The sequence below is a fragment of the Mesorhizobium jarvisii genome, assembly GCF_003601985.1.
Classification (GTDB): Bacteria; Pseudomonadota; Alphaproteobacteria; order Rhizobiales; family Rhizobiaceae; genus Mesorhizobium; species Mesorhizobium jarvisii.
In genome coordinates this window covers 54,117-75,410 of sequence record NZ_QZXA01000001.1, presented here as the reverse complement: position 1 = coordinate 75,410, position 21,294 = coordinate 54,117, and the positions used below count along the sequence as shown (strand labels likewise).

The following is a 21,294-nucleotide window of genomic DNA, read 5'->3' as shown; positions in this document are numbered from 1 at the left end:
ATTTAGCTGTTGCTTCTTCGATTCTGAGGATTGACTTAGGGTCAATCAGTACTCGGTTGAAAAGAGCTTACCTCCTGTCTAGTCTCCTGCCACCAGCTGCCGGGGGGAACCGGCGGCGCGCTCAAAGGAACCAGGCATCGGTTCCGGGGCGTCAACACTCAAAGGCGCGCCCACGGCAGCGCCGACAGGGAGAACTTCATGCTGAAAAACATGCTGAAGGCGACGGTATTCGCCACCACCATGGCGGTAGCCGCCGGCGCATTCTACTCGCCGGCGTTCGCCGAGAGCGTCTACAACAGGGGCACCGCCGCCGAATCGGAATCGGTCGACCCGCACAAGACCTCGACGGTCTATGAAGCCAATGTGCTGCGTGACCTGTTCCAGGGCCTGGTCATGCAGGACCAGAAGGCCAACCTCATTCCGGGCGCCGCCGAAAGCTGGACGGTGTCGGATGACGGCACTGTCTACACCTTCAAGCTGCGCAAGGACGGCATGTGGTCGGACGGCAGCCCGGTAACGGCGGACGACTTTGTCTACGCCTTCCACCGGCTGGAAGACCCGGCGACCGGCGCCGAATATGCCTCGATGCTGTATCCGGTGAAGGGTGCCGAGGACGTCAACACCAAGAAGGGCAAGCCCGAGGACATGGGCGTCAAGGCGATCGACGCCACCACCCTGGAAGTGACGCTCAAAGCGCCGACGCCTTACTTCCTGGAGATGCTGACTCACCAGGCGACCTATCCGGTCAGCAAGGCCTCGATCGAAAAGCTCGGCGCCGACTGGATAAAGCCCGGCAAGCTGGTCTCGAACGGCGCCTATACGCTGGCCGAATGGGTTCCCAACGACCACATGAAGCTGGTCAAGAATCCGAAATTCTGGGATGCCGCGACCGTCAAGTTCGACGTGGTCAACTACATCCCGACCGAAGATCGCTCATCGGCGATGAAGCGCTTCGAGGCAGGCGAACTCGACAGCTATGACGATCTGCCGACCGAGCAGCTCGCCGACCTCAAGACCAAGTTCGGCGACCAGATCCATGTCGGCCCGTATCTCGGCACCTACTACTATGCGATCAAGACCGACAAGGCGCCCTGGAACAATCCTGAACTGCGCACCGCCATCTCGATGGCGATCGACCGCGACTTCATTGCCGAAAAGGTCTGGCAGAACTCGATGCTGCCCGGCTATTCGATGGTGCCTCCCGGCATCGAGGGGTACACGCCCGCAATGGCCAAATATGCCGACATGCCGCAGATAGACCGCGAGGACGCAGCCAAGAAAATCCTCGAGAAACTCGGCTACACGCCCGAACATCCGCTGAAGATGGAAATCCGCTACAACACCTCGGAGAACCACAAGAACACCGCGGTCGCCATCCAGGAACAGCTGAAGCCGCTTGGCGTCGACGTCACACTGCTCAACACCGACACCAAGACGCACTACTCCTTCCTCGAGCAGAAGGGCGACTATGACGTGGCGCGTGCCGCCTGGATCGCCGACTACAAGGATCCGGAAACCTTCCTTGGCATCTCGCGCAAGGCGAGCGGCAACAACTACTCGAACTACAACAGCCCGGCCTATGAAGCAGCTATGGACAAGGCAGCCGCCGCCGGCGGCAAGCCCGAGGAGCGTATGAAGGAGCTCTCCGAGGCCGAGCGCATTCTCGTCGACGATGTCGGCCAGATCCCGCTGCTCTACTACAGCTACCACGACATCGTGTCCTCGAAGCTGCATGGCTTCGTCGACAATGTAATGGACGTCCATCCGTCGCGTTTCGTCAGCAAGGATTGATCCCTGGCCAAGCCGCCGCGCACTTCGTGCGCGGCGGCTGGTTTGCCATCGCATCGGCCGGGAAGCGCAATCGATTTTCGGAAAATCCGGTGCGAAGATTTGAAGGCTGGAGCACAATGGTCCAATCGGACAGGCGTGTTCCGGATCAAGTGGGGCACCTATGCTGCGATATGTATTCCGGCGGCTTTTGACCGCCATACCGACGCTGTTCGTCATCGTGACGATGGCGTTCTTCCTGATGCGCGTCGCGCCGGGCGGGCCGTTCAACCAGGAGCGGGGGCTAAGCCCCGAGATCAAGGCCAACCTTGAAGCCCAGTTCGGCCTCAACGACCCGCTCTGGCTGCAATATGTCCACTATCTCGGCAATCTTCTGCGGGGCAATTTCGGCCCGAGCTACAACATGCCGGATTTCACCGTCACCGAACTGTTCGCCAAGGGCCTGCCCATTTCGGTGCAGCTCGGCGCCTCGGCGCTGATCCTGGCACTGCTGCTCGGTTCCGTGCTCGGCACCATTGCCGCGCTCAACCAGAACAAGCTTGGTGACTATACGGTGATCGCTCTGGCCACGGCCGGCAGCACCATTCCCACCTTCGTCATCGCGCCGGTGATCCAGCTTCTCTTCGGGCTGACTTGGAAACTCCTGCCGATCGGCGGCTGGGGCGATGGCGCCTTCATCAACAAGGTCGGCCCGGTGCTGACGCTTGCCTTGCCGCAGATCGCCATCGTCGCCCGCCTCATGCGCGGCTCGATGATCGAATCGCTGCGATCCCATCACATCCGCACCGCCCGCGCGCTCGGCCTTTCCGACTGGTCGGTTGTGGTCAAACACGCCTTGCGCGGCGCCATCCTGCCGATCGTTTCGTTCACTGGCCCGGCGGCGGCGGCCCTTTTGACCGGCTCCGTCATCGTCGAGACGATTTTCTCCATTCCCGGCGTCGGCCGCTACTTCGTCGATGCCGCGCTCAACCGCGACTACACGCTGGTGATGGGAACGGTGGTGGTGATCGCCATCTTCACCATCGTCTTCAACCTGATCGTCGACGTCATGTACGCGGTCGTCGACCCGAGGGTGCGCTATGACTGACATCGCAGCCACTGCTCCCGCTATCGTCGGCCGTTCGCTGTGGGGCGATGCCTGGGCGCGCCTCAAGGCCAACCGCGCTGCCATGTTCAGCCTCTACTACCTCGCCTTGATCGGGCTCGTCAGCGTGTTCGGCCCCTGGTTCGTGCCGCATCAGTACACGACCATCTATGCCGACTATGTACGCATGCCGCCAAGCCTGTCAGCCTATCCGAAGCCCGACATGATCGAGTCCGCGCTCAATGATGCGATCAAGCGCATGCGGGTCGATATCAAGGAATGGCACCAGGAGGGCGATCACGTCTTCGTCACGGTCAAGTCGACGAAGCCGATCGATGACCGCAATATCCGCTACCTTGACCGCTCCGATGCCTTTGACGACACCAAGATCGAGAGCAAGTCGCCCGACGGGCTCGAAGCGACCATGAGCGCGTCGGTCAAGCAGCAATATTTTCTGTTCGGCACCGACAACACCGGCCGCGATCTGCTCTCGCGCACGTTGATGGCTGGGCGCATCTCGCTGGCCATCGGCCTGCTCGCCGGTGTCGTGGCGGTGGTGATCGGGGTGATCTATGGCGCCGCCGCGGGTTTCTCCGGCGGCAGGATCGACGAGGTGATGATGCGCATCGTCGATGTGCTCTATTCCTTGCCATTCATCTTCTTCGTGATCATGCTGGTGGTGTTCTTCGGCCGCAACTTCGTGCTGATGTTCCTGGCGGTTGGCGCGGTGCTGTGGCTCGACATGGCGCGCATCGTGCGTGGCCAGGCGCTGTCGATCCGCCGCCAGGAATATGTCCAGGCGGCGGAAGCCATGGGCGTCGGCCAGCGCGGCATCCTGCTGCGCCACGTCATTCCCAATTTGCTCGGCCCGGTCGTCATCTACATGACCTTGCTGGTGCCGCAGGTCATCATCCTGGAGAGTTTTCTGTCGTTCCTCGGCCTCGGCGTCCAGGAGCCGATGACCAGCTGGGGCGTGCTGATTTCGGTCGGCGCCAAGAACATCGGCACCGCCAACTGGCTGCTCTTGTTTCCTGCTTTCTTCCTCGTCTCGACGCTGTTTGCGCTGAACTTCGTCGGCGATGGCCTGCGCGACGCGCTCGACCCGAGAGATCGATAAAGATGGGCACCGCTGACATGGCCACTCCCGAAACGATCCTCAGCGTCAAGGACCTGCGCGTCCGCTTCCGCACGCTCGACGGCGCGGTCGAAGCGGTGAAGGGCATCAACATCCACGTCAATGCGGGCGAGACCGTCGCCGTGGTCGGCGAGTCCGGTTCCGGCAAGAGCCAGACCATGATGGCGGCGATGAGCCTGCTCGCCTCGAACGGCGAGGCCACGGGCAGCGTCGACTATCGTGGCCGCAACCTGCTGACGCTGAGCAAATCCGACCTGAATAAGGTCCGCGGCGCCAAGATCAGCATGATCTTCCAGGAGCCGATGACTTCGCTCGATCCGCTCTATTCGATCGGCAATCAGCTGATCGAACCGATCCGCAGGCATCGCGGCTTGAATGCCGCCGAAGCGCGCGAAGAGGCGCTCAAGCTCTTGCGGCTGGTGCACATTCCCGATCCGGAGCGGCGGATGAAATCCTACCCGCATGAAATGTCCGGCGGCCAGCGCCAGCGGGTAATGATCGCCATGGCGCTCGCCAACGATCCGGACATCCTGATCGCCGACGAGCCGACCACGGCGCTCGACGTGACCATTCAGGCGCAGATCCTGATGCTGCTCGCCGAATTGCAGCGCAAGCTCGGCATGGCCATCGTCTTCATCACCCACGATCTCGGCATCGTCCGGCGCTTCGCCGACCGCGTCTATGTCATGCGCCAGGGCGAGGTGGTCGAGGAGGGCGAGGCGGGAGCGATCTTCGCCAACCCGCAGCACGCCTATACCAAGATGCTGCTGGCGGCCGAGCCGACGGGAAGCAAGGCGCCGCCGCCCGCCAATGCCCCCGTGGTGCTCGAAGGCAGGCATGTCGAGGTCACATTCAGGATCGGCGGCGGGTTTCTGGCCGGCGAGCCGCTGATGCTGCGCGCCGTCGACGACATTTCGATCCGGCTGCAGCGTAACCAGACCATCGGCATTGTCGGCGAATCCGGTTCGGGAAAATCGACCCTTGGCCGCGCCCTGCTGCGGCTGCTGCCGAGCGATGGCTTGATCCGTTTCGGCGATCGCGACATTTCGACCGCCGACCGCCAGGCGATGCGGCCGCTGCGGCGCCAGATGCAACTCGTCTTCCAGGATCCGTTCGGCTCACTGTCGCCGCGCATGACCGTCGGCCAAGTCATCACCGAAGGGCTGCTGGTGCATGAGCCCAACCTTTCAGGCAAGCGGCGCGACCAGCGCGCGGTCGAGGCCTTGCTTGAAGTCGGCCTCGATCCCAACGCCCGCAACCGTTATCCGCACGAATTCTCCGGCGGCCAGCGGCAGCGCATCGCCATTGCCCGCGCCATGATCCTGAAGCCCAAAATGGTCGTGCTGGACGAACCGACCTCGGCGCTCGACCGCTCGGTGCAGAAACAGATCGTCGAACTCCTGCGCAAGCTGCAGGCGGACCATGAACTGTCCTACCTGTTCATCAGCCACGACCTCGCCGTGGTGCGCGCCATGGCCGACTACATCATCGTCATGAAGCAGGGCAAGATCGTCGAGGAGGGGCCGACCGAGGCAATCTTCAGCAACCCGCAAGCGCCCTACACGCAGACGCTGATGAATGCGGCGATCGATGTGACGCGCTTTCGGCTGAGCGCCTGAGACGTCGCTTCAGGTGAGGGCAATCATCACGGCGGCGTCCGTTCGCTCAGCCCGCTGACCTGGAGCATTTGCGCGCCCGCACGGCGCCAATGGCATCCTGCCGCTGTTTCAGCCGATCGATCCTGGCGGTCTCACGATTGGCGACGGCGGTCTTCACGCGCGAACCACCAAGCAGCCAGCGCGGAACACTGGTGTTGGCGACCTTGCCGCGGGTGATGGCGGTTTGTGAGATTTCGATGGCGTTCTCACCCAGCGCGCTGTTGAGCTCGGCGCAGCTCATCTTATCGTACGTCGCCGGATCGGCGGTCCTGCCGATCGACGAACAGCCGGTAACGAGAAGCACTGCAAGCATAAGAGTCGGGGTCGAGGTCGTCGTCGCGATCAAGTTCATATCCACACCCGGCTCACCGTTTCACTGGCTTCATCATATCCACCGAACTATCTGGAGCCGACGATTATTTCGTCAAAGATTGGGCTCGCGAAAGGAGCCCTACGGGCGTGGGACCACCGGGCCAGCCGATGTGGGAACGTTCTCGGCCACCTGAAGTTGGTGTCCGTCGAGTGTCTAATTTCAATCACTGGAAACGAAGAGAGTCCGCCCCGGTTGACGCCGGGGCGGCCTTTCCTCGATCCTTGCCCCGGCGCGATCTCAGCGGCTCGCGCTGCTGTGGCGCCCGGCCGTCCTGCCGCGCCGTTCGTTCAGCCTGCCTGAAAGTCAGGCTGCTTCGGCGATGAATGCGGTGGGAGCGCAACCGCCCAGCACAGCCTGGGCGATGCCGGTTTCATTTTCATCGACATGCGCCGTCACCAAGACGATGCCCTCGGCAACGCTCCGATCATCCGACCTTGCCGCTGTGGTCAAGAAGGCACCGAGCAGCCCGCCGGCGCCGCCGCCGCAGACCGCGCAAACCAGTGCTGTTGCCGGCAGTCCGGCCGGAACAGAACTGACGCCGTAGACCGCGAGGGCGCTCAGGCAAGCCAATGCCGCACCGACGGCACAAAGGATGACACTTGGAGACCTTAGGACTGTTAGTTCGTCCTGGTAGGGCCCGATAATGGCAACCTGAACGCGAGGAACACCGACCGCCACCAGCTCTCCAGCAATCTGGGCGGCTTCGGCGTGGGAATCAAAAAGCTTGCTGATTGTCCGCATGGTCTCAGAACGTTTTCTCGTCCAGGGACATGTCCGCAACGAAGGACGCGGCGATCAAGTCGTCGCCGTCAATGCTGCCTCGTCCGTCGACCATCATGGCCGCGACCTTTTGGAAGGTCTTCATTTCGCTCATGGTAATCCGGGCCTGCCGCATTCTGACCTTGAGGTCAGCTACTCGCACCCCCAAGACATCGGATTGTATGGCCTCACTGCCAGACATGGTGACGTTCATCCAGTTTCGCTTCCTCGTTTGATCGTCCCCGCGCCCAACCACTTGAAACAGGGTCGCAGCGAAAACGTTCCCTAGCTGGGCTTCGGTCCGATAGAGAGCCGGACTTTAGTCCGGCTGCAAAATGCAATGGTCCTGCCTGTGGTGCTGCTTGGAACAGCCACCGTTCGTGGCCGTTGTCGGCTACACGTTCGGGAGGAAGCTGATGGACAAGAGTGTTGGCCAAGCGCGCTGGTTGCTCGCGGTGATCTTCGCCATGCCCATCACCTTCATGGCGATTGGAATAGCCTTTGGCTGACCATCCGACAGTATTTGGCGCAGCTACGTCCCTTCCTGCGCCAATAGGGTTCGCCCGCCACGTTCGCGTGGCGGGCGAACCCTAAATATCTGCAGGCGCCGTAGCCGGCATTCCAGCCTACGTGGCGAGATTCCTCGACCTTTTTTCGGAGAGGCTGAATGGCATCGTATTCACACGACGGTCCGTTGATGATGCCGTGTGTCGGCACGCCAGGTCACCAGCGACATGTCAGATTTCATGCAGAAGGACCGGCTATAACGAGCCGGGCCTTGGGTCGATCAGTAATCGTTGTTTTGGATCACCACGGGGCGGCGGTGATGGTGCTTGTAGACCGAACTCGTAACAACGACGGCGTCGGGGCGATGATGCCGGCGGCCGTGATCGTAGAAAGCCACCGTACCATGGTGGCGGTGATGCAGTCGCTGACCGTCCTCGTTGATGATCCTGACGTTGCTGTGGTGGCGATGGTGAGTCCTGATGATCACGTCGGCTTCGGCCGCCGAAGCGACAGCCGGCAACCCGATGGAAAGCGCCAAAGCGCACATGATCATTGATTTCATTGCAATTTCTCCGCTACCTTGATTAGCCCTTCGTTGGATAACTGCTGCTAGGCCCTTTGGTTCCGGGTATCCCAGGACCGTCGAACCGCCTGCGGCAGACCGAGTGGACGAAGCGTATGGGCTAAGGCTGGGAAGGGGCCGCCTCTCGCTGACGGTACTTGCAAAGGACGAAATGGCTCGATGCATCGGACGCGCTCGCGCCGGGCAGCACGACGATCTGTGCCCAAAAATCGCAATACCTGGCTATCGCTTCCGGCACCTCTTTGGTGGTGACGCCGGAGATGGTGGCGATGTCGCCGTCTCTGCAGTTGGTCTTCCCGGAAAGCAGGGCTGCGGCTGCCATGATCTGGCATGACCGCTCATCGTCCGCCCGAGAGGGCGCGCAATGGCAGGCAAATGCAAATACCGCTGCTGCGAAAACCAGTCCTTTCATATCGGCTCCGATGTCACCGGCGTTCTGGCATTCCTCAGAGAAACATGCAACGCAGCTAATATAAAAGCAATTGCAGGGCCATTTCTCGATCTTGCCAAGCGATGGAACATTAGGCTTGCCTAATAGTTCTCCCTTGCAGGAGACACCATCCCTTGGGGTCTCCTGAAGATCAGTCGGGAACGGCTGGTCGGCCAACGCTCCTCCACCACAGGCGCGGGCTTTTCCAGGCAACGGAGAAAGATCATGAACAATATCATTTGGCTCGTCGGAGCGGTGGTCATCGTCATAGCGATATTGAGCTTCTTCGGCCTGCGATAAGCGCGACGTCAGCTATGTCCATCGACCCTCCGTCGCCGAAGCGGACAATGCGAAAGCGCCGCGGGCTATCGGCAGAAGAGCAAAACGATGGCAAGGAGGTTATTGCCAGCGAACTCGTAGACAGGATCGAGGCAAATGGCGCGGCGTTGTTGAATGCCGCGCGGCGAATGAAAATTCATTCCCGATGACCGACAGACTGCAGCGGCCTAATGCGTCGGCGTTTTCAACAACCCCACCTGCCGCAATGCGTTGGCGATAACCGGAGGGCGCTGCTCCGGGCTTCCTTGGTTGCCGCCATGTGTTGTTCACAGCGGCAGTTTTGTTCCCGCTCGGCTCGCGCGCTGGGCGGCGAAGCTTTCACTCATCACGATTGTGGGTATCGCAGCCAGTCGGAAGTGAGACTGACGCTTAGAATAAGGCCCGCTATTGCGAGGCCGAAATCTTCGCGGACTTGAAGCATCAGCGCCGCACCGGTGCCTATCAGGGCCCAGATGACAGGGATCACCGACAGCGGCACCACAGATCGACCTCTAAGCAGCAACAGCAAGCCGATCGTGAAGATCGTGCTTGGACACGGCGCCACTCCGAACAACGGTCCATTCATCAGGCCATGGCCGGCCGCTATCCCAAGAATTTCGTAGACGAGCGACGAATATAGGATCAGCGCTAAGCCGGCAATTGATTGCCAGCCCGATCGAAGCTCGAATCTGAGTTCTGGAGGACCGATGACGGCATACATAGCGAAGAGAGCGGCCTGGGCAATGAACAGCCCGGCAAATACTTTTGCCACCGGATTGACCGGCGAAAAGAACAGCAACTGATAAGCCACCCCATTCCATGCCCACAGAAATGACAGGACAGCGAAAACGATCCTTTCGCGGGCAGGAGAACGACCGCTCAATATCGCACCGACGGCAAACGCGCCCAAGGCATAGGCGACAATCTGGGTCGGCCAGATCGCCCTGTTGTAAGCGGTGAAGACTGCAAAGAACTGTTCGACACCGAATGGCATGTTCATGTCCAAACTGTGCAGGAAGGCGTTGCGTCAGTAGGCGACAAGGTCCGTGTGTCCAAAGCCCTTGGTGTAGTCGAGCACCGAAACGATCGTCGGCATCACCCGAAATATCCGAACCTCATCCGGGCCTGGCATCTTCATCGGCAAGGGCGGGGCGTCCGGGTATTTCAACGGCAACATGCTGAGAACCTTCTCCGCTTCGGCACGGTCCAGCACGGGTTCGGCGTGGGCTGCCATCGACAGGCCAGTGATCGCCATCAGATCGGCGGTGTCATGGTCAATCGTGAGGGAAAGCCGGTTGTCCCTCGCCAGATTCTTGGCCTTTTGACTCTCAAGACCGCACAGGAAATAGAGGGTCAAGCCATCGTTCACATATCCCACGGTGGTGGCCTGGGGCCAGCCGTCAGGCCGTAAAGTGGCAACCGTCATGATACGGTGCGTGCTCAACAGATTGAGAATTGTGTCTCTGATTTTCTGATCCATGGTCGATCCCCAAAACAGCAGGACGTGGCCATGGTAGTGCAAACGGGGATCGGCCAGCTTTGATGCGGGTCAAATAGACCCAGCGCGGCAGATGAGCTTGCGGCACCAAACTGCCCCGCAACCTATCATGCGTCAGCACGGTATTGGCTGTAAGGCCGGGCGGTGGCGGCGATGACGTTGACCCAAGCGGCAGCTCCGCATCGCAATGGAAGTGATGGATCTCACGGCGTGGATACTGGCGATTCGGACACGCGTCCCATCGAGCACGATCGTGTCGCCGTCCAGAACGATCGGCACACCGCAGAGCAGGATTGCAGAGAGCAGGAAGGAAATAGCGTTACGCTCCCGCTGGGCGCGAAACGCGATCCCAACCTGTGGGGTATCGGGAGAAACAGATATTTAAGTATCTGTTTTTTCTGGTCGGAGTGGCAGGATTTGAACCTGCGACCCCCTCGTCCCGAACGAGGTGCGCTACCAGGCTGCGCTACACTCCGTGACCAGACGGCGGGCTTATAGCCGCCACACTTCATTCCTGCAAGCGGCAATGGCAGCGCTTCTGTCGCATTTCATCAGCTTTCGCTGCGCAGGCCGCTGGCGCTCCAGTCGAACGCGCGCGCCCAGTCGGCAAAACCGTGCCACCGCACCTCGGGAAATTGCCTGCGCAAGGCAGCGATATCGACGTCGTAACCCACGCGATCGAACCATTCGAACATCAGTGCCGCGTCCTCGCTCTGCTGGCGGGCTGCAGCGATCGGGATCTCCTGATAGCGGATCGGACGGGCGATGGCTTTGGTCAGGATTTTTGCCTGCTCCTCGCCGGACAATTCGTCCCCGGCGAAGTCATAGCGCTTGCCGAACACCTGTTCCCGCCGCTCTGCGAGCGCGGCGACGAAGGCGCCGATATCCGCCAGCGCAACCAGTTGGAGGACACGCTTCGGCGGCATGGCGAAGGCAAGAGTGCCTTGGCTGAGCGCACCGGTCGACCACGGTGCGACGGCGTTCTCCATGAAGGCGACCGGCGCGCTGATCGTATGGGGAATGCCAAGCTGCCTGACATGTTGTTCGACCAGATACTTGCTTTCGAAATGCGGAATTCCGGTCTGCTTGTCGGCGTCGGCGACGGATGAATAGATCAGGTGTCCGATGCCGGCGGCCTTCGCTGCGTCGGCGGCAAGGATCCCCTGACGGGTCTCCTCCTCAAGTCCGGCCTCGTAGCTGTTACCCATCAGGAACATGGTGTCGACGCCTTTTGCGGCCTGCACGATGGAGGCTGCGTCGGCAAGATCGCCGGCCACGACCTCGGCACCCGCCGCGACCAGTTGCCGTGCTGCATCGCTGTCGGGCTTGCGCGTCAGAGCCTTGACGCGATGGCCCCTGGACAGCAGGGCGCGCGCAACGGCGCCGCCTTGCTGGCCTGTGGCGCCGGTCACAAGAATGCTTCGTTTGCTGGTCATCTCATTTGCTCCTTGTCGGTTTGTCAGGAGCAAAATTAGGTTCTATCTCATTGATGCATAATTGCCTATAATTGGGAAATGTTGTCTCATTGATGAATACAATGGTCGATCTCAACGATGTCGTCGTATTTGCCCGCGTCGTCGAAGCCGGCAGCTTCACCGCTGCAGCTCGCCTGCTGGCCATGCCCAAGACAACCGTCAGCCGCCGTGTCGCCGCGCTCGAGCGTGAGGTCGGCGTGCGGCTGCTGCAGCGCACCACACGCAGCCTCAACCTGACGGATGCCGGGCGTCTCTACTATGAGCAAAGCAGCCAGGGGCTGCGGACGATCGAGGAGGCGAACCTGCGTCTTGCGGAGGCGAGGGCGGAGCCTTCGGGCACGATCCGCATTTCGGCCCCGGTTGGTTTTGGCGGTCACTTCCTCATCCGCGCCGTGGTCGACTTTCTGACCCTGTACCCGAAGACCAATGTCGAGCTGCGCCTCACCGACGACAAGCTCAACCTGATCGAAGACGGCATCGACCTCGCCTTCCGCACCGGAAGGCTTGAGGATTCGACGCTCATCGCTCGCAAGCTGGGTTCCACGCACAGGCTGCTCTGCGCCAGCCATGACTATCTCGCACGTTACGGGATGCCGGAAGGCCCGGCCGATCTTGCCCGCCATCGATGCGTCATCGCGGGCCCGTCGGTCTCAGGCGCTCATTGGGTGCTGGATGGACCACAAGGCCAGGAAACTGTCGTGGTCGCCGGGCGATTCGCCGCCAATGAGATGCAGGCGGTGGTGGCGGCCGCGCTCGCGGGTTTCGGCATCGCCCAATTGCCCCAGCCGATGGCCGACGGGCTGATCAACGAGGGGCGGTTGCGGCGCGTTCTCGACGGCTACACGACGCCGGCTGGCGGCCTGCACGTTCTCTTTCCCAGCAGCCGGCACCTTTCACCCCTGGTCAAGGCCTTCATCGACCTGGCGGTCGAGCGGATTTCCAATCGGGCAAACAGGGCTTAAGGCATGTCTGCTACCTCCGACCAACTTCTCAGCGAGACCCCAATGAGTCAGCGCATCGTCAGTTTTGTCATGAGCGGCGGCGTCGGCTCGCGGCTCTGGCCATTGTCGCGCGAGGACAATCCGAAGCAGTTTCACGATTTTTCGGGTGATGGCTCGATGCTGGCCAAGACCTTGCGCCGCCTGGCGGCAAGGCCCGACGGTCAAACTCCGATCTTCCTGATCGCTTCGGAGCGTCACGCCGACCGCGTCCATGCCGATCTCGCCGGCCTCGATCTTGCCGGCGGCGGTCCGCTGTTCGAGCCCACAGGGCGCAACACCGCCGCGGCGGTGGCCCTTGCAACGCTGCGCACCTTGTCCGAATTCGGCGACAGCCTGGTGCTGGTGGTGCCGTCGGATCACGAAATATCGACGGCAGGGCAATTCTGGCAGAGCGTCGAGGCAGGCGCCGAGGCGGCGCGCGCCGGCCGGCTCGTTGTGTTCGGCATCAAGCCGACGCAGCCCGAAACCGGCTATGGCTATATCGAGGTCTCCGCCGAGAAGGGCGGGGTATCAGACGTTTCGCGCTTCGTCGAAAAGCCGGACCTGGCGACCGCGCAGGGTTATCTCGAAGCCGGAAACTTCTATTGGAACACCGGCATCTTCCTGTTTCGCGCCGCTGCCATGCGCGACGCTTTCGCTGTGTTCCAGCCGGACATCTGGCAGGCGACCGAAGCCGCTTACAAGGCGGCGACATCGGATCTGTCCGGCCTCTACATGCCGCTCGAGCTCTACGCGGCCATCCCGTCCAATTCGATCGACTATGCCATCATGGAGCGGGCGCGGGACATCGCTATGGTGCCCGCCGGTTTCCGCTGGAACGATCTCGGCTCCTGGCAGTCGCTGCTCGATGTCGGCCCTGCCGACGACCAGGGCAATGTCATTGTCGGCGATGTCGTCGCCATCGATTGCGAAAACTCCTACATCCGCAGCGAAGGGCGCCTCTTGTCGGCGATCGGCATGAAGGACGTCGCCATCGTTTCGACGGCCGATGCCACTTTCGTCGCCCCGGTCAGCCACAGCCAGCATGTCAAGAAGGTGGTCGAGCAGCTCGAGAAATCGGGCCGGCTGGAAACCCGGTTCACCCCGGCGCACAATCGCGTCATCGAAAGCGGCGCCTGGCGGCGGCGCGTGCACCACTGGCTGTTCCAGGAAACCTTGCCGCTGTGGTCGACATCGGGCGTCGACGAGCGCCATGGCGGCTTCCATGAAGCGCTTGGCTTCGACGGCTCCCCGCTGATGAAGCCGAAGCGCATGCGCACGCAGGCCCGTCAGGTCTATGCCTTTGCGGTTGCCAAGGAGCGCGGCTGGACTGGCCCGGCCGAGCGTCTGATCGCGCATGGCATCGACTTCATGGCAGGGAAGGGCCGCACCGAACGCGGCGGTTGGGTGCGCACGCTGAACGTCGACGGCGCTGTCGCCGACGCCACGGAAGACGCCTACGATCATTCCTGCGTGCTCTTGGCGCTGGCGCATGCGCATATGTCGGGCAATCCCGATGCCTTGCGGCTCGGTGAGGAAACCTTTGCCTTCCTCGACGCACATCTCGAGGACAGCCGCATGACCGGCTTCCTCGAGACGTCGGACGGAGAGGGTGCGCGGCGCTCAAACCCACACATGCATTTGCTGGAGGCCTTCCTCGCCTGGTATCAGGCGACCGGCGAGCGCGCCCATCTGCGCCGCGCGGCTCGCATCATCGACCTCTTCCGCAGCCATTTCTTCGACGCCGAGAGCTGGACGCTCGGCGAATATTTCGATGCCGAATGGAAACCGGCCGCCGGCGAAAAAGGGGGCTGGACCGAGCCAGGCCATCATTTCGAATGGGCTTCGCTCCTGGTCGATTTCGCCGAACGCAGCGGCCAGGCCGAACTGAGTGGCTTCGCCAGGAAACTTTACGCTTCGGCCATCGCCAACGGCCTCAACCGGGCCACCGGCCTTGCCTATGGCGCCGTCTCCAGGCAGGGCCTGCCGCTCGACCTGATCTCGCGCAGCTGGCCGCAGGCCGAAGCCATCAAGGCGGCGATCGCGTTGGACGGCTCAGGTGGTCCCGACCTGAAGCCCGAGATCGAAGCCCGTGTCGGCCGGCTTTTCCGCTGGCACATCGACCCGGCGCCGCTGGGCCTCTGGATCGATCGCATCGACGAACGCGGCCGTTCGCTGGCGACCGACGTGCCGGCCAGCATCTTCTATCATCTGGTCTCCGCCCTGACGCAGTATCTGGATGGGACGGCGAAGAAGGCGGTCTAGGTTCGGCTCAATAAGGGCTCGCCACGTCCCCAGTCTCGACATAAATCGACTTCAGCTGCGAATAGAGAGCCAGCGCCGCCAGCGAATTCTCGCGGCCGATACCGGACTGCTTGAAGCCGCCGAAGGGGATTTCCACCGGCGTCAGATTATAGGCATTGATCCAGCAGGTGCCGGCCTGCAGCTCGGCGATAACGCGGTGGGCGCGCGGCAGGTCGCGGGTAAAGACACCGGCGGCGAGGCCGAATTCGGTGTCGTTGGCGCGGTCAATCACCTCGTCCTCGCCGTCGAATTTCAGCACGCTCATGACAGGTCCGAAAATCTCCTCGCGGGCGATGCGCATCGTGTCGGTGACACCGGTGAACACCGTCGGTTCGACGAAGAAGCCGCCCTGGAAACCCTGCAGCGAAGGCACGTTGCCACCACAGGCCAGAACAGCGCCATCCTGCTTGCCGACCGCGATATAGCCGACGACCTTTTCATGCTGTGCCTTGGAGATCAGCGGTCCCATCTGCGTTTCGGGATCGAGCGGGTCGCCGATGCGGATTTTCTTCGTCCGCTCGACCAGCCGCTCGACGAAGCGGTCATGAATGCCGCTCTGCACGAAGACCCGCGTGCCGTTAGAGCAGATCTGGCCGGTGGAGTAAAAATTGCCGAGCATGGCGCCGCCAATGGCGTTTTCGATGTCGGCATCGTCGAAGACGATCAGCGGCGACTTGCCGCCCAGCTCCATCGTCGCGTGCTTCATCTTCGAACCGGCAAGCGACAGCACCTTGCGCCCGGTCGGCACCGAGCCGGTGACCGAAACCTTGGCGACGACATCGTGGCCGACAAGGCCCGCGCCAACATCGCCATAGCCCTGCACGACGTTGAACAGCCCGTCGGGCAGGCCGGCCTCGCTGTAGATTTCAGCCAGCGCCAGCGCTGACAGCGGCGTGTTTTCCGACGGCTTGAACACCATGGCGTTGCCCATGGCCAGCGCCGGTGCGGATTTCCAGCCGGCGATCTGGATCGGATAGTTCCAGGCGCCGATGCCGGCGCAGACGCCAAGCGCCTCGCGCCGCGTGTAGGCGAAGGGCCCGCCAAGGTCGACGGCCTCGCCATTATAGGCGGCGACCGCGCCGCCGAAATATTCAAGGCAGTCCGCGGCCGATGGTGCGTCCGCCACCAGCGTTTCCTGGATCGCCTTGCCGGTGTCGAGCGTCTCGATGCGGGCGAGATCGGCATTGCGGGCACGCAGAATGTCGGCGGCCCGGCGCAGGATGCGTCCACGCTCGACCGGCTTCAGCCGCGCCCAGGCCGGCTGCGCGGCCCGCGCGGCCTCGACGGCGAGTTCCAGCACATTCGGCGTCGCCGAACGCAGCATGGCGATGGTCTCGCCTGTGGCCGGATAGATGACCGGCAACGGCGCCCCTTGCTCGTCGTCGATGTAGCGTCCGTTGACATAGTGCGATGCCGTGGGCTGGGCGCGCATGGGTAGTCTCCGAATGTCTGCGCCCCAAAAGGGACGTCTCAATCTAGGGACGGCTCAATCTGACAGGTGGATCATGCTCTATCTGTCCGACACCTGCCAGCGCGGATTGATCCATGGCTCCTGGTTGGACGGCGCCAGCGGCGTGCGGCCAAGGATGTGGTCGGACGCCTTCTCGCCGGTCATGATCGACGGCGCATTGAGATTGCCGTTGGTGACGCGCGGGAAAATCGAGGAATCGGCGACCCGCAGCCCGTCGACGCCGATGACCCGGCATTCCGGATCGACAACACTCATCACATCGTCGGCGCGGCCCATCTTGCAGGTGCCGCAGGGGTGGTAGGCGCTCTCGGCATGGTCGCGGATGAAGACGTCAAGATCATCGTCCGACTGCACATGGCTGCCCGGCGAGATTTCCTGGCCGCGAAAAGCGTCGAACGCCGACTGGCCGAAGATTTCGCGGGTCAGCCGGATGCAGTGGCGGAACTCGGTCCAGTCGTCCGGGTGCGACATGTAGTTGAAGCGGATCACCGGCTTCGCTTTCGGATCCGGCGAGCGCAGCGTCACCGCGCCGCGCGACTTCGACCGCATCGGCCCGACATGGGCCTGGAAGCCGTGCGACTTCGCCGCCGCCTTGCCGTCATAGCGCACTGCCGCCGGGATGAAGTGGTACTGGATGTCTGGATAATCGACGCCGGCGCGCGAGCGCACGAAGGCGGCGGCCTCGAAATGGTTGGTGGCGCCGAGGCCGGACTTGAAGAACAGCCACTGTGCTCCGATCAGTGCCTTGGAGAACGGGTTCAGCACGGAATTCAGCGTGATCGGCTTGGTCGATTCCTGCTGGATATAAAGCTCCATATGGTCCTGTAGATTGCGGCCGACGCCGGGCCGGTCGGCGACCACGGCAATGCCGTTTTCGCGCAAATGTTCGGCCGGTCCGATGCCGGACAGCATCAGGATTTTGGGCGAATTGATCGACGAGGCGGCGACGATCACTTCACGTCGCGCCTTAACGACCTGAATCTGTTTGTGAGCCTCGATCTCGACGCCAATGGCGCGTTGATTCTCGATGATCACCCGACGGGCAAAGCCCTTGACCAGACTCACGTTTTTCCGCTTGAGCGCCGGCTTCAGATAGGCTGACGCAGCCGACCAGCGGCGGCCACCGCTTATGGTCTGCTCCATCGGCCCGAAACCTTCCTGCTTGGAGCCGTTGTAGTCGTCGGTCAGCTCGAACCCGGCCTGACGGCCGGCTTCGACGAAGGCGCCGTAGAGCGGATTTTTACGCGAACCGCGCTGCACATGCAGCGGCCCGCCATGTCCGCGCCAGCCGTCCTCGCCGCCGTCATTGTCCTCCATGCGCTTGAAGTAGGGGAGCACGTCGGCGAAGCCCCAACCCGTTGCACCCTCTTCGGCCCAATGATCGAAGTCGCGGGCATGGCCGCGCACATAGACCATGCCGTTGATCGAGGACGAGCCACCGATCACCTTGCCACGCGGCGTCGCAAGGACGCGGCCGCCGAGATGCGGTTCCGGCTCGCTGGCGAAACCCCAGTCGTAGAGGCTCATATTGAGCGGGATCGACAGCGCCGACGGCATCTGGATCAGCGGCCCGATATCGCTGCCGCCGTATTCGATGACGATGACCGAATGCTTGCCATCTTCCGACAGGCGATAGGCCATGGCCGAGCCGGCCGAGCCGGAGCCGATGATAACGAAATCCGCTTCAAGCATGGTTCATATGCGCCATAAAATCGGCGAGCGAGACATTGCCGCCGGTAGCCACAACAAGGACGGTCTTACCCGCCACGTCCACCTTGCCGCCGAGCAGCGCCGCCAGCGACGCAGCCCCGGACGGCTCCAGCACCAGCTTCATCCGCTCGAAGGCGATCCGCATGGCACGCCGCACCGATTGATCGTCGACGGTGATGCCGCGAACACCTGCGGTCTTGACCGCCGCGAACGGCGCGTCGCCCGGCCGTCGCGACATCAGCCCGTCGCAGATCGACTTCGGGCCTATCGGCATGGTCTCGATGCTGCCATGCGCCAGCGACGAGCCCATGCCATCAAAACCTTCGGGCTCGACGCCGATGATCTCTGTCGCCGGCGACAGATAGTGGAAGGCGAGCGAAACGCCGCCGATCAGCCCGCCGCCGCCGACCGCGCAGAACAACAGATCGGCGCTGGCACCCTTGGCCTCAAGCTGGTCGAGCGCTTCCAGCCCGGCGCCAGCCTGGCCGGCGACGATCTCCGGATCGTCGAAGGGATGCAGCAGGGCCAGCCCTTCCGTCTCGGCGATCTCGCGCGCCTTGGCCGCGGCGACCTCTTCACGCGCGCGCTCGCCGTGATCGGTCAGCACCACGCGCGCACCATAGCCTGCGGTCGCGTCACGCTTGGCGGCCGGCGCATCGATCGGCATGACGATGGTGACGGGAATGCGGAGCGCCTGGCCGGCGGCCGCCAGGCCTTGCGCGAAGTTGCCGGAGGAATAGGCGACGACGCCGTTCCTCGCCTCGTCGGCCGACAGCCGCTTCAGCCGCCAATAGGCGCCGCGTATCTTGAAGGTTCCGGCCCATTGCAGCGATTCCGGCTTGACGAAGACGCGGGCCGCACCGGTCTCCCTGGCCAGTGCGGCCGATTCCAGCAGCGGCGTGATCTGCGTCGCCCTGGAGGTGACGGCATAGGCCTGTTTGAGATGGGCCAGCGAAGGGACGAGAAGGCCTGCCATCATTCGCCTCGCGGAAAGCGTTTTTGCTCTTCGAGCACGTTGAGATCCATGTGGTTGCGCATGTAGCGTTCCGAGGCCTTCTGAAGCGGCTGGAATTCCCAGGGGTAGTGCGTGCCGTTGCGCAGCGCCGGGTAGACCACCCAGCGCCGCGCCTGGCTGGCGCGCACGGCGGCATCGAAGGCCACCATGTCCCAGCGTGCGCGCACCTTTTCTAGGAAAGCCGCCACCAGACCGGCATGTGCCGGATCGGCGGCGAGATTGCTCAGTTCATGCGGGTCGGATTGGATATCATAGAGTTGCGGCGGATCGATCTCGCAATGGACGAACTTGTAGCGGCCTTCGCGGATCGCCACCAACGGTGCGTTGGAGCCCTCGGCGGCATATTCCATCATCACTGGCGCGGTGCGTGGCTTTCCATTGAGCAGCGGCAGCAGCGACTGGCCGTCGGTCCATGGCGCGATCGCACTCATGTCGATGCCGGCGAGATCGCACAGCGTCGGCGTCACGTCGAGATTGGAGACCGGCGCCTCGATCAGGCCGGCGGGAATGTCCTTGCCGGCGATCATCAGCGGCACCCGCGCCGAGCCCTCGAAGAAGCACATCTTGAACCACAGGCCGCGCTCGCCGAGCATGTCGCCATGGTCTGAGCAGAACAGGATGATCGTGTCGTCGAGCATGCGCGTGCGTTCCAGCACCGACAGCAGTTCGCCGACCTTGTCGTCGAGATAGGAGATGTTGGCGAAATAGCCGCGCCGCGAGCGGCGGATTTGTTCTGCCGTGATGTCGAAACTGTCGTAGTCGGACGCCTTGTAGAGCCGCTGCGAATGCGGGTCCTGGCTGTCATAGGGGATGAAACCCACTTCGGGTTCCAGCGCCGGGCAATCCCCATAGAGATCCCAGTACTGCCGCCGCGCCACATAGGGATCGTGCGGATGGGTGAAAGAAACCGTCAGGCACCAGGGCCGGTGCGCCGCATCGTCGGAGATGCGCGCGAAGTCGTAGAGTTTTTGCACCGCGTGGAAGGCGACTTCGTCGTCATATTCCATCTGGTTCGAGATTTCGGCGACGCCGGCGCCGGTCACCGAGCCCAGATTGTGATACCACCAGTCGATGCGCTCGCCGGGCTTGCGGTAGTCCGGCGTCCAGCCGAAATCGGCGGGATAGATGTCGGTGGTCAGCCGCTCCTCGAAGCCGTGCAACTGGTCCGGTCCGACGAAATGCATCTTGCCCGACAGCACGGTGTGATAGCCGTCGGCGCGCAGATGATGGGCAAAGGTCGGGATCGACGAGGCGAATTCGGCGGCGTTGTCATAGACCTCGGTGCGCGACGGCAGCTGGCCGCTCATGAACGAGGCGCGGCCTGGCGCGCAGAGCGGCGAGGCGGTGTAATTGTTCCTGAAACGTGCCGACCGCGCCGCGAGCGCTTTGAGGTTTGGCGCATGCAGAAAATCCGCGGGCCCATCGGGGAAAAAGGTCCCGTTGAGCTGATCGACCATGACGATCAGGAAATTGGGTCGCTTCGCTGTCACTGTTTTTGCCGCTCGCCGAGTTTGGTTTCGAGATAGTCCTCGACCAGCGCGATCGCGGTCGCGGCGTTGGGCACGCCATCCTTCAGCGCACGCCTGATGTAGAGCCCGTCGATCATCGCCGCTGTCGCTTCGGCGGCGCGGTCGGCCTCGGCCCTGGGCAGGATGCCCGTCAGCCCGCTCATCAGGTTCGAATGCAGCCGCCGCGCATAGATCTTGAGCAATCGGCGCAACGCCGATGATTTCTGCGCCTCGACGTAGAAGGCAAGCCAGGCGGCGATGGTTTCGGCCTGGAACTGGATGTCGGAGAAGTTGACGGCGACCACGGCGGAAACGCGTTCGCGCGGGGACTTGGCGGATTGCAGGGCGCGGCGCATGTCGATGGCCAGTTCGGCGAGGATGTGCCGCATCGTCGCGAACAGCAATTCGTCCTTGGCGCCGAAATAGTGATGGGCAAGGGCCGAGGACACACCGGCGCGCCCGGCGATCTCGGACATGGTCACGTCAAGCGAGCCGCGCTCGCCGATCGCCGAGATCGTCGCGTCGATGAGCGCCTTGCGGCGCAGTGGCTCCATTCCGACTTTTGGCATGCTGTTCCCGATCTTTGCGCGGAGATTATTTTTTATTGACGGGTCAATCAACAAAAAATCGACGTGAGCGCGACCTGTACCAAGCGATTATCCTGTTCCGGCCCTTCACGTGTGGACGAGAATGTTTAT

General features: G+C 62.4%; 19 protein-coding genes and 1 tRNA gene. 6 read left to right on the top strand and 14 right to left on the bottom strand.

The features are described from left to right. Positions 1-198: 198 nt before the first annotated feature. The 4 genes from D3242_RS00365 (at position 199) to D3242_RS00350 (ending at position 5,626) form a co-directional block, all read left to right on the top strand. Entirely contained in the window at positions 199-1,791 is a 1,593-nt protein-coding gene (locus D3242_RS00365; RefSeq protein ID WP_019857068.1) for a peptide ABC transporter substrate-binding protein, read from the top strand. Positions 1,792-1,951: 160 nt separating this feature from the next. Continuing rightward, the gene (locus tag D3242_RS00360) at positions 1,952-2,875 is read left to right on the top strand and encodes an ABC transporter permease subunit (protein ID WP_019857069.1); all 924 of its coding nucleotides are present in this window, start codon (positions 1,952-1,954) and stop codon (positions 2,873-2,875) included. After that, positions 2,868-3,989, top strand: coding sequence for an ABC transporter permease (locus D3242_RS00355; protein ID WP_019857070.1), 1,122 nt, complete (start codon positions 2,868-2,870; stop codon positions 3,987-3,989). Before D3242_RS00360 ends, D3242_RS00355 begins: the two co-directional genes overlap by 8 nt. Before the next feature lie 17 nt (positions 3,990-4,006). Beyond that, positions 4,007-5,626, top strand: a complete 1,620-nt coding sequence (locus D3242_RS00350) for an ABC transporter ATP-binding protein (RefSeq protein ID WP_064983554.1) — start codon at positions 4,007-4,009, stop codon at positions 5,624-5,626. Positions 5,627-5,672: 46 nt separating this feature from the next. Here D3242_RS00350 and D3242_RS00345 read toward each other — a convergent pair whose 3' ends face one another. The 9 genes from D3242_RS00345 to D3242_RS00305 all read right to left on the bottom strand — a co-directional run bounded on the left by D3242_RS00345 (position 5,673) and on the right by D3242_RS00305 (position 11,569). Further along, positions 5,673-6,017 carry a hypothetical protein gene (locus D3242_RS00345; RefSeq protein WP_064982969.1) on the bottom strand — a complete coding sequence of 115 codons (345 nt, stop codon included), beginning with the start codon at positions 6,015-6,017 and terminating at the stop codon, positions 5,673-5,675. 324 nt (positions 6,018-6,341) lie between these two features. Next, positions 6,342-6,779, bottom strand: coding sequence for a hypothetical protein (locus D3242_RS33415; RefSeq protein WP_064982967.1), 438 nt, complete (start codon positions 6,777-6,779; stop codon positions 6,342-6,344). A gap of 4 nt (positions 6,780-6,783) precedes the next feature. Then, entirely contained in the window at positions 6,784-6,999 is a 216-nt protein-coding gene (locus D3242_RS00335) for a hypothetical protein (protein WP_038652355.1), read from the bottom strand. Between the two features lie 585 nt (positions 7,000-7,584). Further along, a complete protein-coding gene (locus D3242_RS00330; RefSeq protein ID WP_019857076.1) occupies positions 7,585-7,866 on the bottom strand; it encodes a hypothetical protein in 282 nt (93 codons plus the stop codon). 121 nt (positions 7,867-7,987) lie between these two features. Further along, positions 7,988-8,494 (bottom strand): hypothetical protein, encoded by a 507-nt coding sequence (locus tag D3242_RS33240; RefSeq protein ID WP_147377437.1) that lies wholly within the window; start codon positions 8,492-8,494, stop codon positions 7,988-7,990. 487 nt (positions 8,495-8,981) lie between these two features. Beyond that, on the bottom strand, positions 8,982-9,629 hold the full coding sequence (locus tag D3242_RS00320) for a DUF6064 family protein (RefSeq protein ID WP_064983552.1): 648 nt from the start codon (positions 9,627-9,629) through the stop codon (positions 8,982-8,984). A 33-nt stretch (positions 9,630-9,662) separates the two neighbouring features. Then, positions 9,663-10,115 carry a pyridoxamine 5'-phosphate oxidase family protein gene (locus tag D3242_RS00315; protein WP_019857079.1) on the bottom strand — a complete coding sequence of 151 codons (453 nt, stop codon included), beginning with the start codon at positions 10,113-10,115 and terminating at the stop codon, positions 9,663-9,665. Between the two features lie 417 nt (positions 10,116-10,532). Further along, positions 10,533-10,609 (bottom strand) — tRNA-Pro (locus D3242_RS00310). A 75-nt stretch (positions 10,610-10,684) separates the two neighbouring features. After that, positions 10,685-11,569 carry an NmrA/HSCARG family protein gene (locus D3242_RS00305; protein WP_064982963.1) on the bottom strand — a complete coding sequence of 295 codons (885 nt, stop codon included), beginning with the start codon at positions 11,567-11,569 and terminating at the stop codon, positions 10,685-10,687. Between the two features lie 101 nt (positions 11,570-11,670). Between D3242_RS00305 and D3242_RS00300 the strand changes: the two genes are divergently transcribed. Together D3242_RS00300 and D3242_RS00295 are read left to right on the top strand one after the other, a co-directional pair. After that, complete coding sequence (locus tag D3242_RS00300) at positions 11,671-12,570, top strand: LysR family transcriptional regulator (RefSeq protein ID WP_064982961.1); 900 nt, start codon at positions 11,671-11,673, stop codon at positions 12,568-12,570. Positions 12,571-12,612: 42 nt separating this feature from the next. Then, the gene (locus tag D3242_RS00295) at positions 12,613-14,853 is read left to right on the top strand and encodes a mannose-1-phosphate guanylyltransferase/mannose-6-phosphate isomerase (RefSeq protein WP_064982960.1); all 2,241 of its coding nucleotides are present in this window, start codon (positions 12,613-12,615) and stop codon (positions 14,851-14,853) included. A gap of 7 nt (positions 14,854-14,860) precedes the next feature. On the opposite strand, the gene betB is transcribed toward D3242_RS00295, so the two are convergent. From betB to betI, 5 genes are all read right to left on the bottom strand, one after another. Then, positions 14,861-16,324, bottom strand: a complete 1,464-nt coding sequence (gene betB, locus D3242_RS00290) for a betaine-aldehyde dehydrogenase (RefSeq protein WP_064982958.1) — start codon at positions 16,322-16,324, stop codon at positions 14,861-14,863. Between the two features lie 78 nt (positions 16,325-16,402). Then, complete coding sequence (gene betA / locus D3242_RS00285) at positions 16,403-18,055, bottom strand: choline dehydrogenase (protein ID WP_019857084.1); 1,653 nt, start codon at positions 18,053-18,055, stop codon at positions 16,403-16,405. Beyond that, entirely contained in the window at positions 18,048-19,049 is a 1,002-nt protein-coding gene (locus tag D3242_RS00280) for a threonine/serine dehydratase family protein (protein WP_081296015.1), read from the bottom strand. The genes betA and D3242_RS00280 overlap by 8 nt, the downstream gene beginning before the upstream one ends. Beyond that, on the bottom strand, positions 19,049-20,578 hold the full coding sequence (gene betC / locus D3242_RS00275; protein ID WP_064982954.1) for a choline-sulfatase: 1,530 nt from the start codon (positions 20,576-20,578) through the stop codon (positions 19,049-19,051). Before betC ends, D3242_RS00280 begins: the two co-directional genes overlap by 1 nt. After that, positions 20,575-21,165: a choline-binding transcriptional repressor BetI gene (betI, locus tag D3242_RS00270; protein ID WP_064982953.1), complete on the bottom strand. Its 591-nt coding sequence runs from the start codon at positions 21,163-21,165 to the stop codon at positions 20,575-20,577. The genes betC and betI overlap by 4 nt, the downstream gene beginning before the upstream one ends. Positions 21,166-21,294: the final 129 nt, after the last annotated feature.

Coding starts and splice junctions, on each gene's coding strand:
- D3242_RS00365 (WP_019857068.1), top strand. CDS start 199: ATGCTGAAAAACATGCTGAAGGCGACGGTATTCGCCACCACCATGGCG.
- D3242_RS00360 (WP_019857069.1), top strand. CDS start 1,952: ATGCTGCGATATGTATTCCGGCGGCTTTTGACCGCCATACCGACGCTG.
- D3242_RS00355 (WP_019857070.1), top strand. CDS start 2,868: ATGACTGACATCGCAGCCACTGCTCCCGCTATCGTCGGCCGTTCGCTG.
- D3242_RS00350 (WP_064983554.1), top strand. CDS start 4,007: ATGGCCACTCCCGAAACGATCCTCAGCGTCAAGGACCTGCGCGTCCGC.
- D3242_RS00345 (WP_064982969.1), bottom strand. CDS start 6,017: ATGAACTTGATCGCGACGACGACCTCGACCCCGACTCTTATGCTTGCA.
- D3242_RS33415 (WP_064982967.1), bottom strand. CDS start 6,779: ATGCGGACAATCAGCAAGCTTTTTGATTCCCACGCCGAAGCCGCCCAG.
- D3242_RS00335 (WP_038652355.1), bottom strand. CDS start 6,999: ATGTCTGGCAGTGAGGCCATACAATCCGATGTCTTGGGGGTGCGAGTA.
- D3242_RS00330 (WP_019857076.1), bottom strand. CDS start 7,866: ATGAAATCAATGATCATGTGCGCTTTGGCGCTTTCCATCGGGTTGCCG.
- D3242_RS00320 (WP_064983552.1), bottom strand. CDS start 9,629: ATGCCATTCGGTGTCGAACAGTTCTTTGCAGTCTTCACCGCTTACAAC.
- D3242_RS00315 (WP_019857079.1), bottom strand. CDS start 10,115: ATGGATCAGAAAATCAGAGACACAATTCTCAATCTGTTGAGCACGCAC.
- D3242_RS00305 (WP_064982963.1), bottom strand. CDS start 11,569: ATGACCAGCAAACGAAGCATTCTTGTGACCGGCGCCACAGGCCAGCAA.
- D3242_RS00300 (WP_064982961.1), top strand. CDS start 11,671: ATGGTCGATCTCAACGATGTCGTCGTATTTGCCCGCGTCGTCGAAGCC.
- D3242_RS00295 (WP_064982960.1), top strand. CDS start 12,613: ATGAGTCAGCGCATCGTCAGTTTTGTCATGAGCGGCGGCGTCGGCTCG.
- betB (WP_064982958.1), bottom strand. CDS start 16,324: ATGCGCGCCCAGCCCACGGCATCGCACTATGTCAACGGACGCTACATC.
- betA (WP_019857084.1), bottom strand. CDS start 18,055: ATGCTTGAAGCGGATTTCGTTATCATCGGCTCCGGCTCGGCCGGCTCG.
- D3242_RS00280 (WP_081296015.1), bottom strand. CDS start 19,049: ATGGCAGGCCTTCTCGTCCCTTCGCTGGCCCATCTCAAACAGGCCTAT.
- betI (WP_064982953.1), bottom strand. CDS start 21,165: ATGCCAAAAGTCGGAATGGAGCCACTGCGCCGCAAGGCGCTCATCGAC.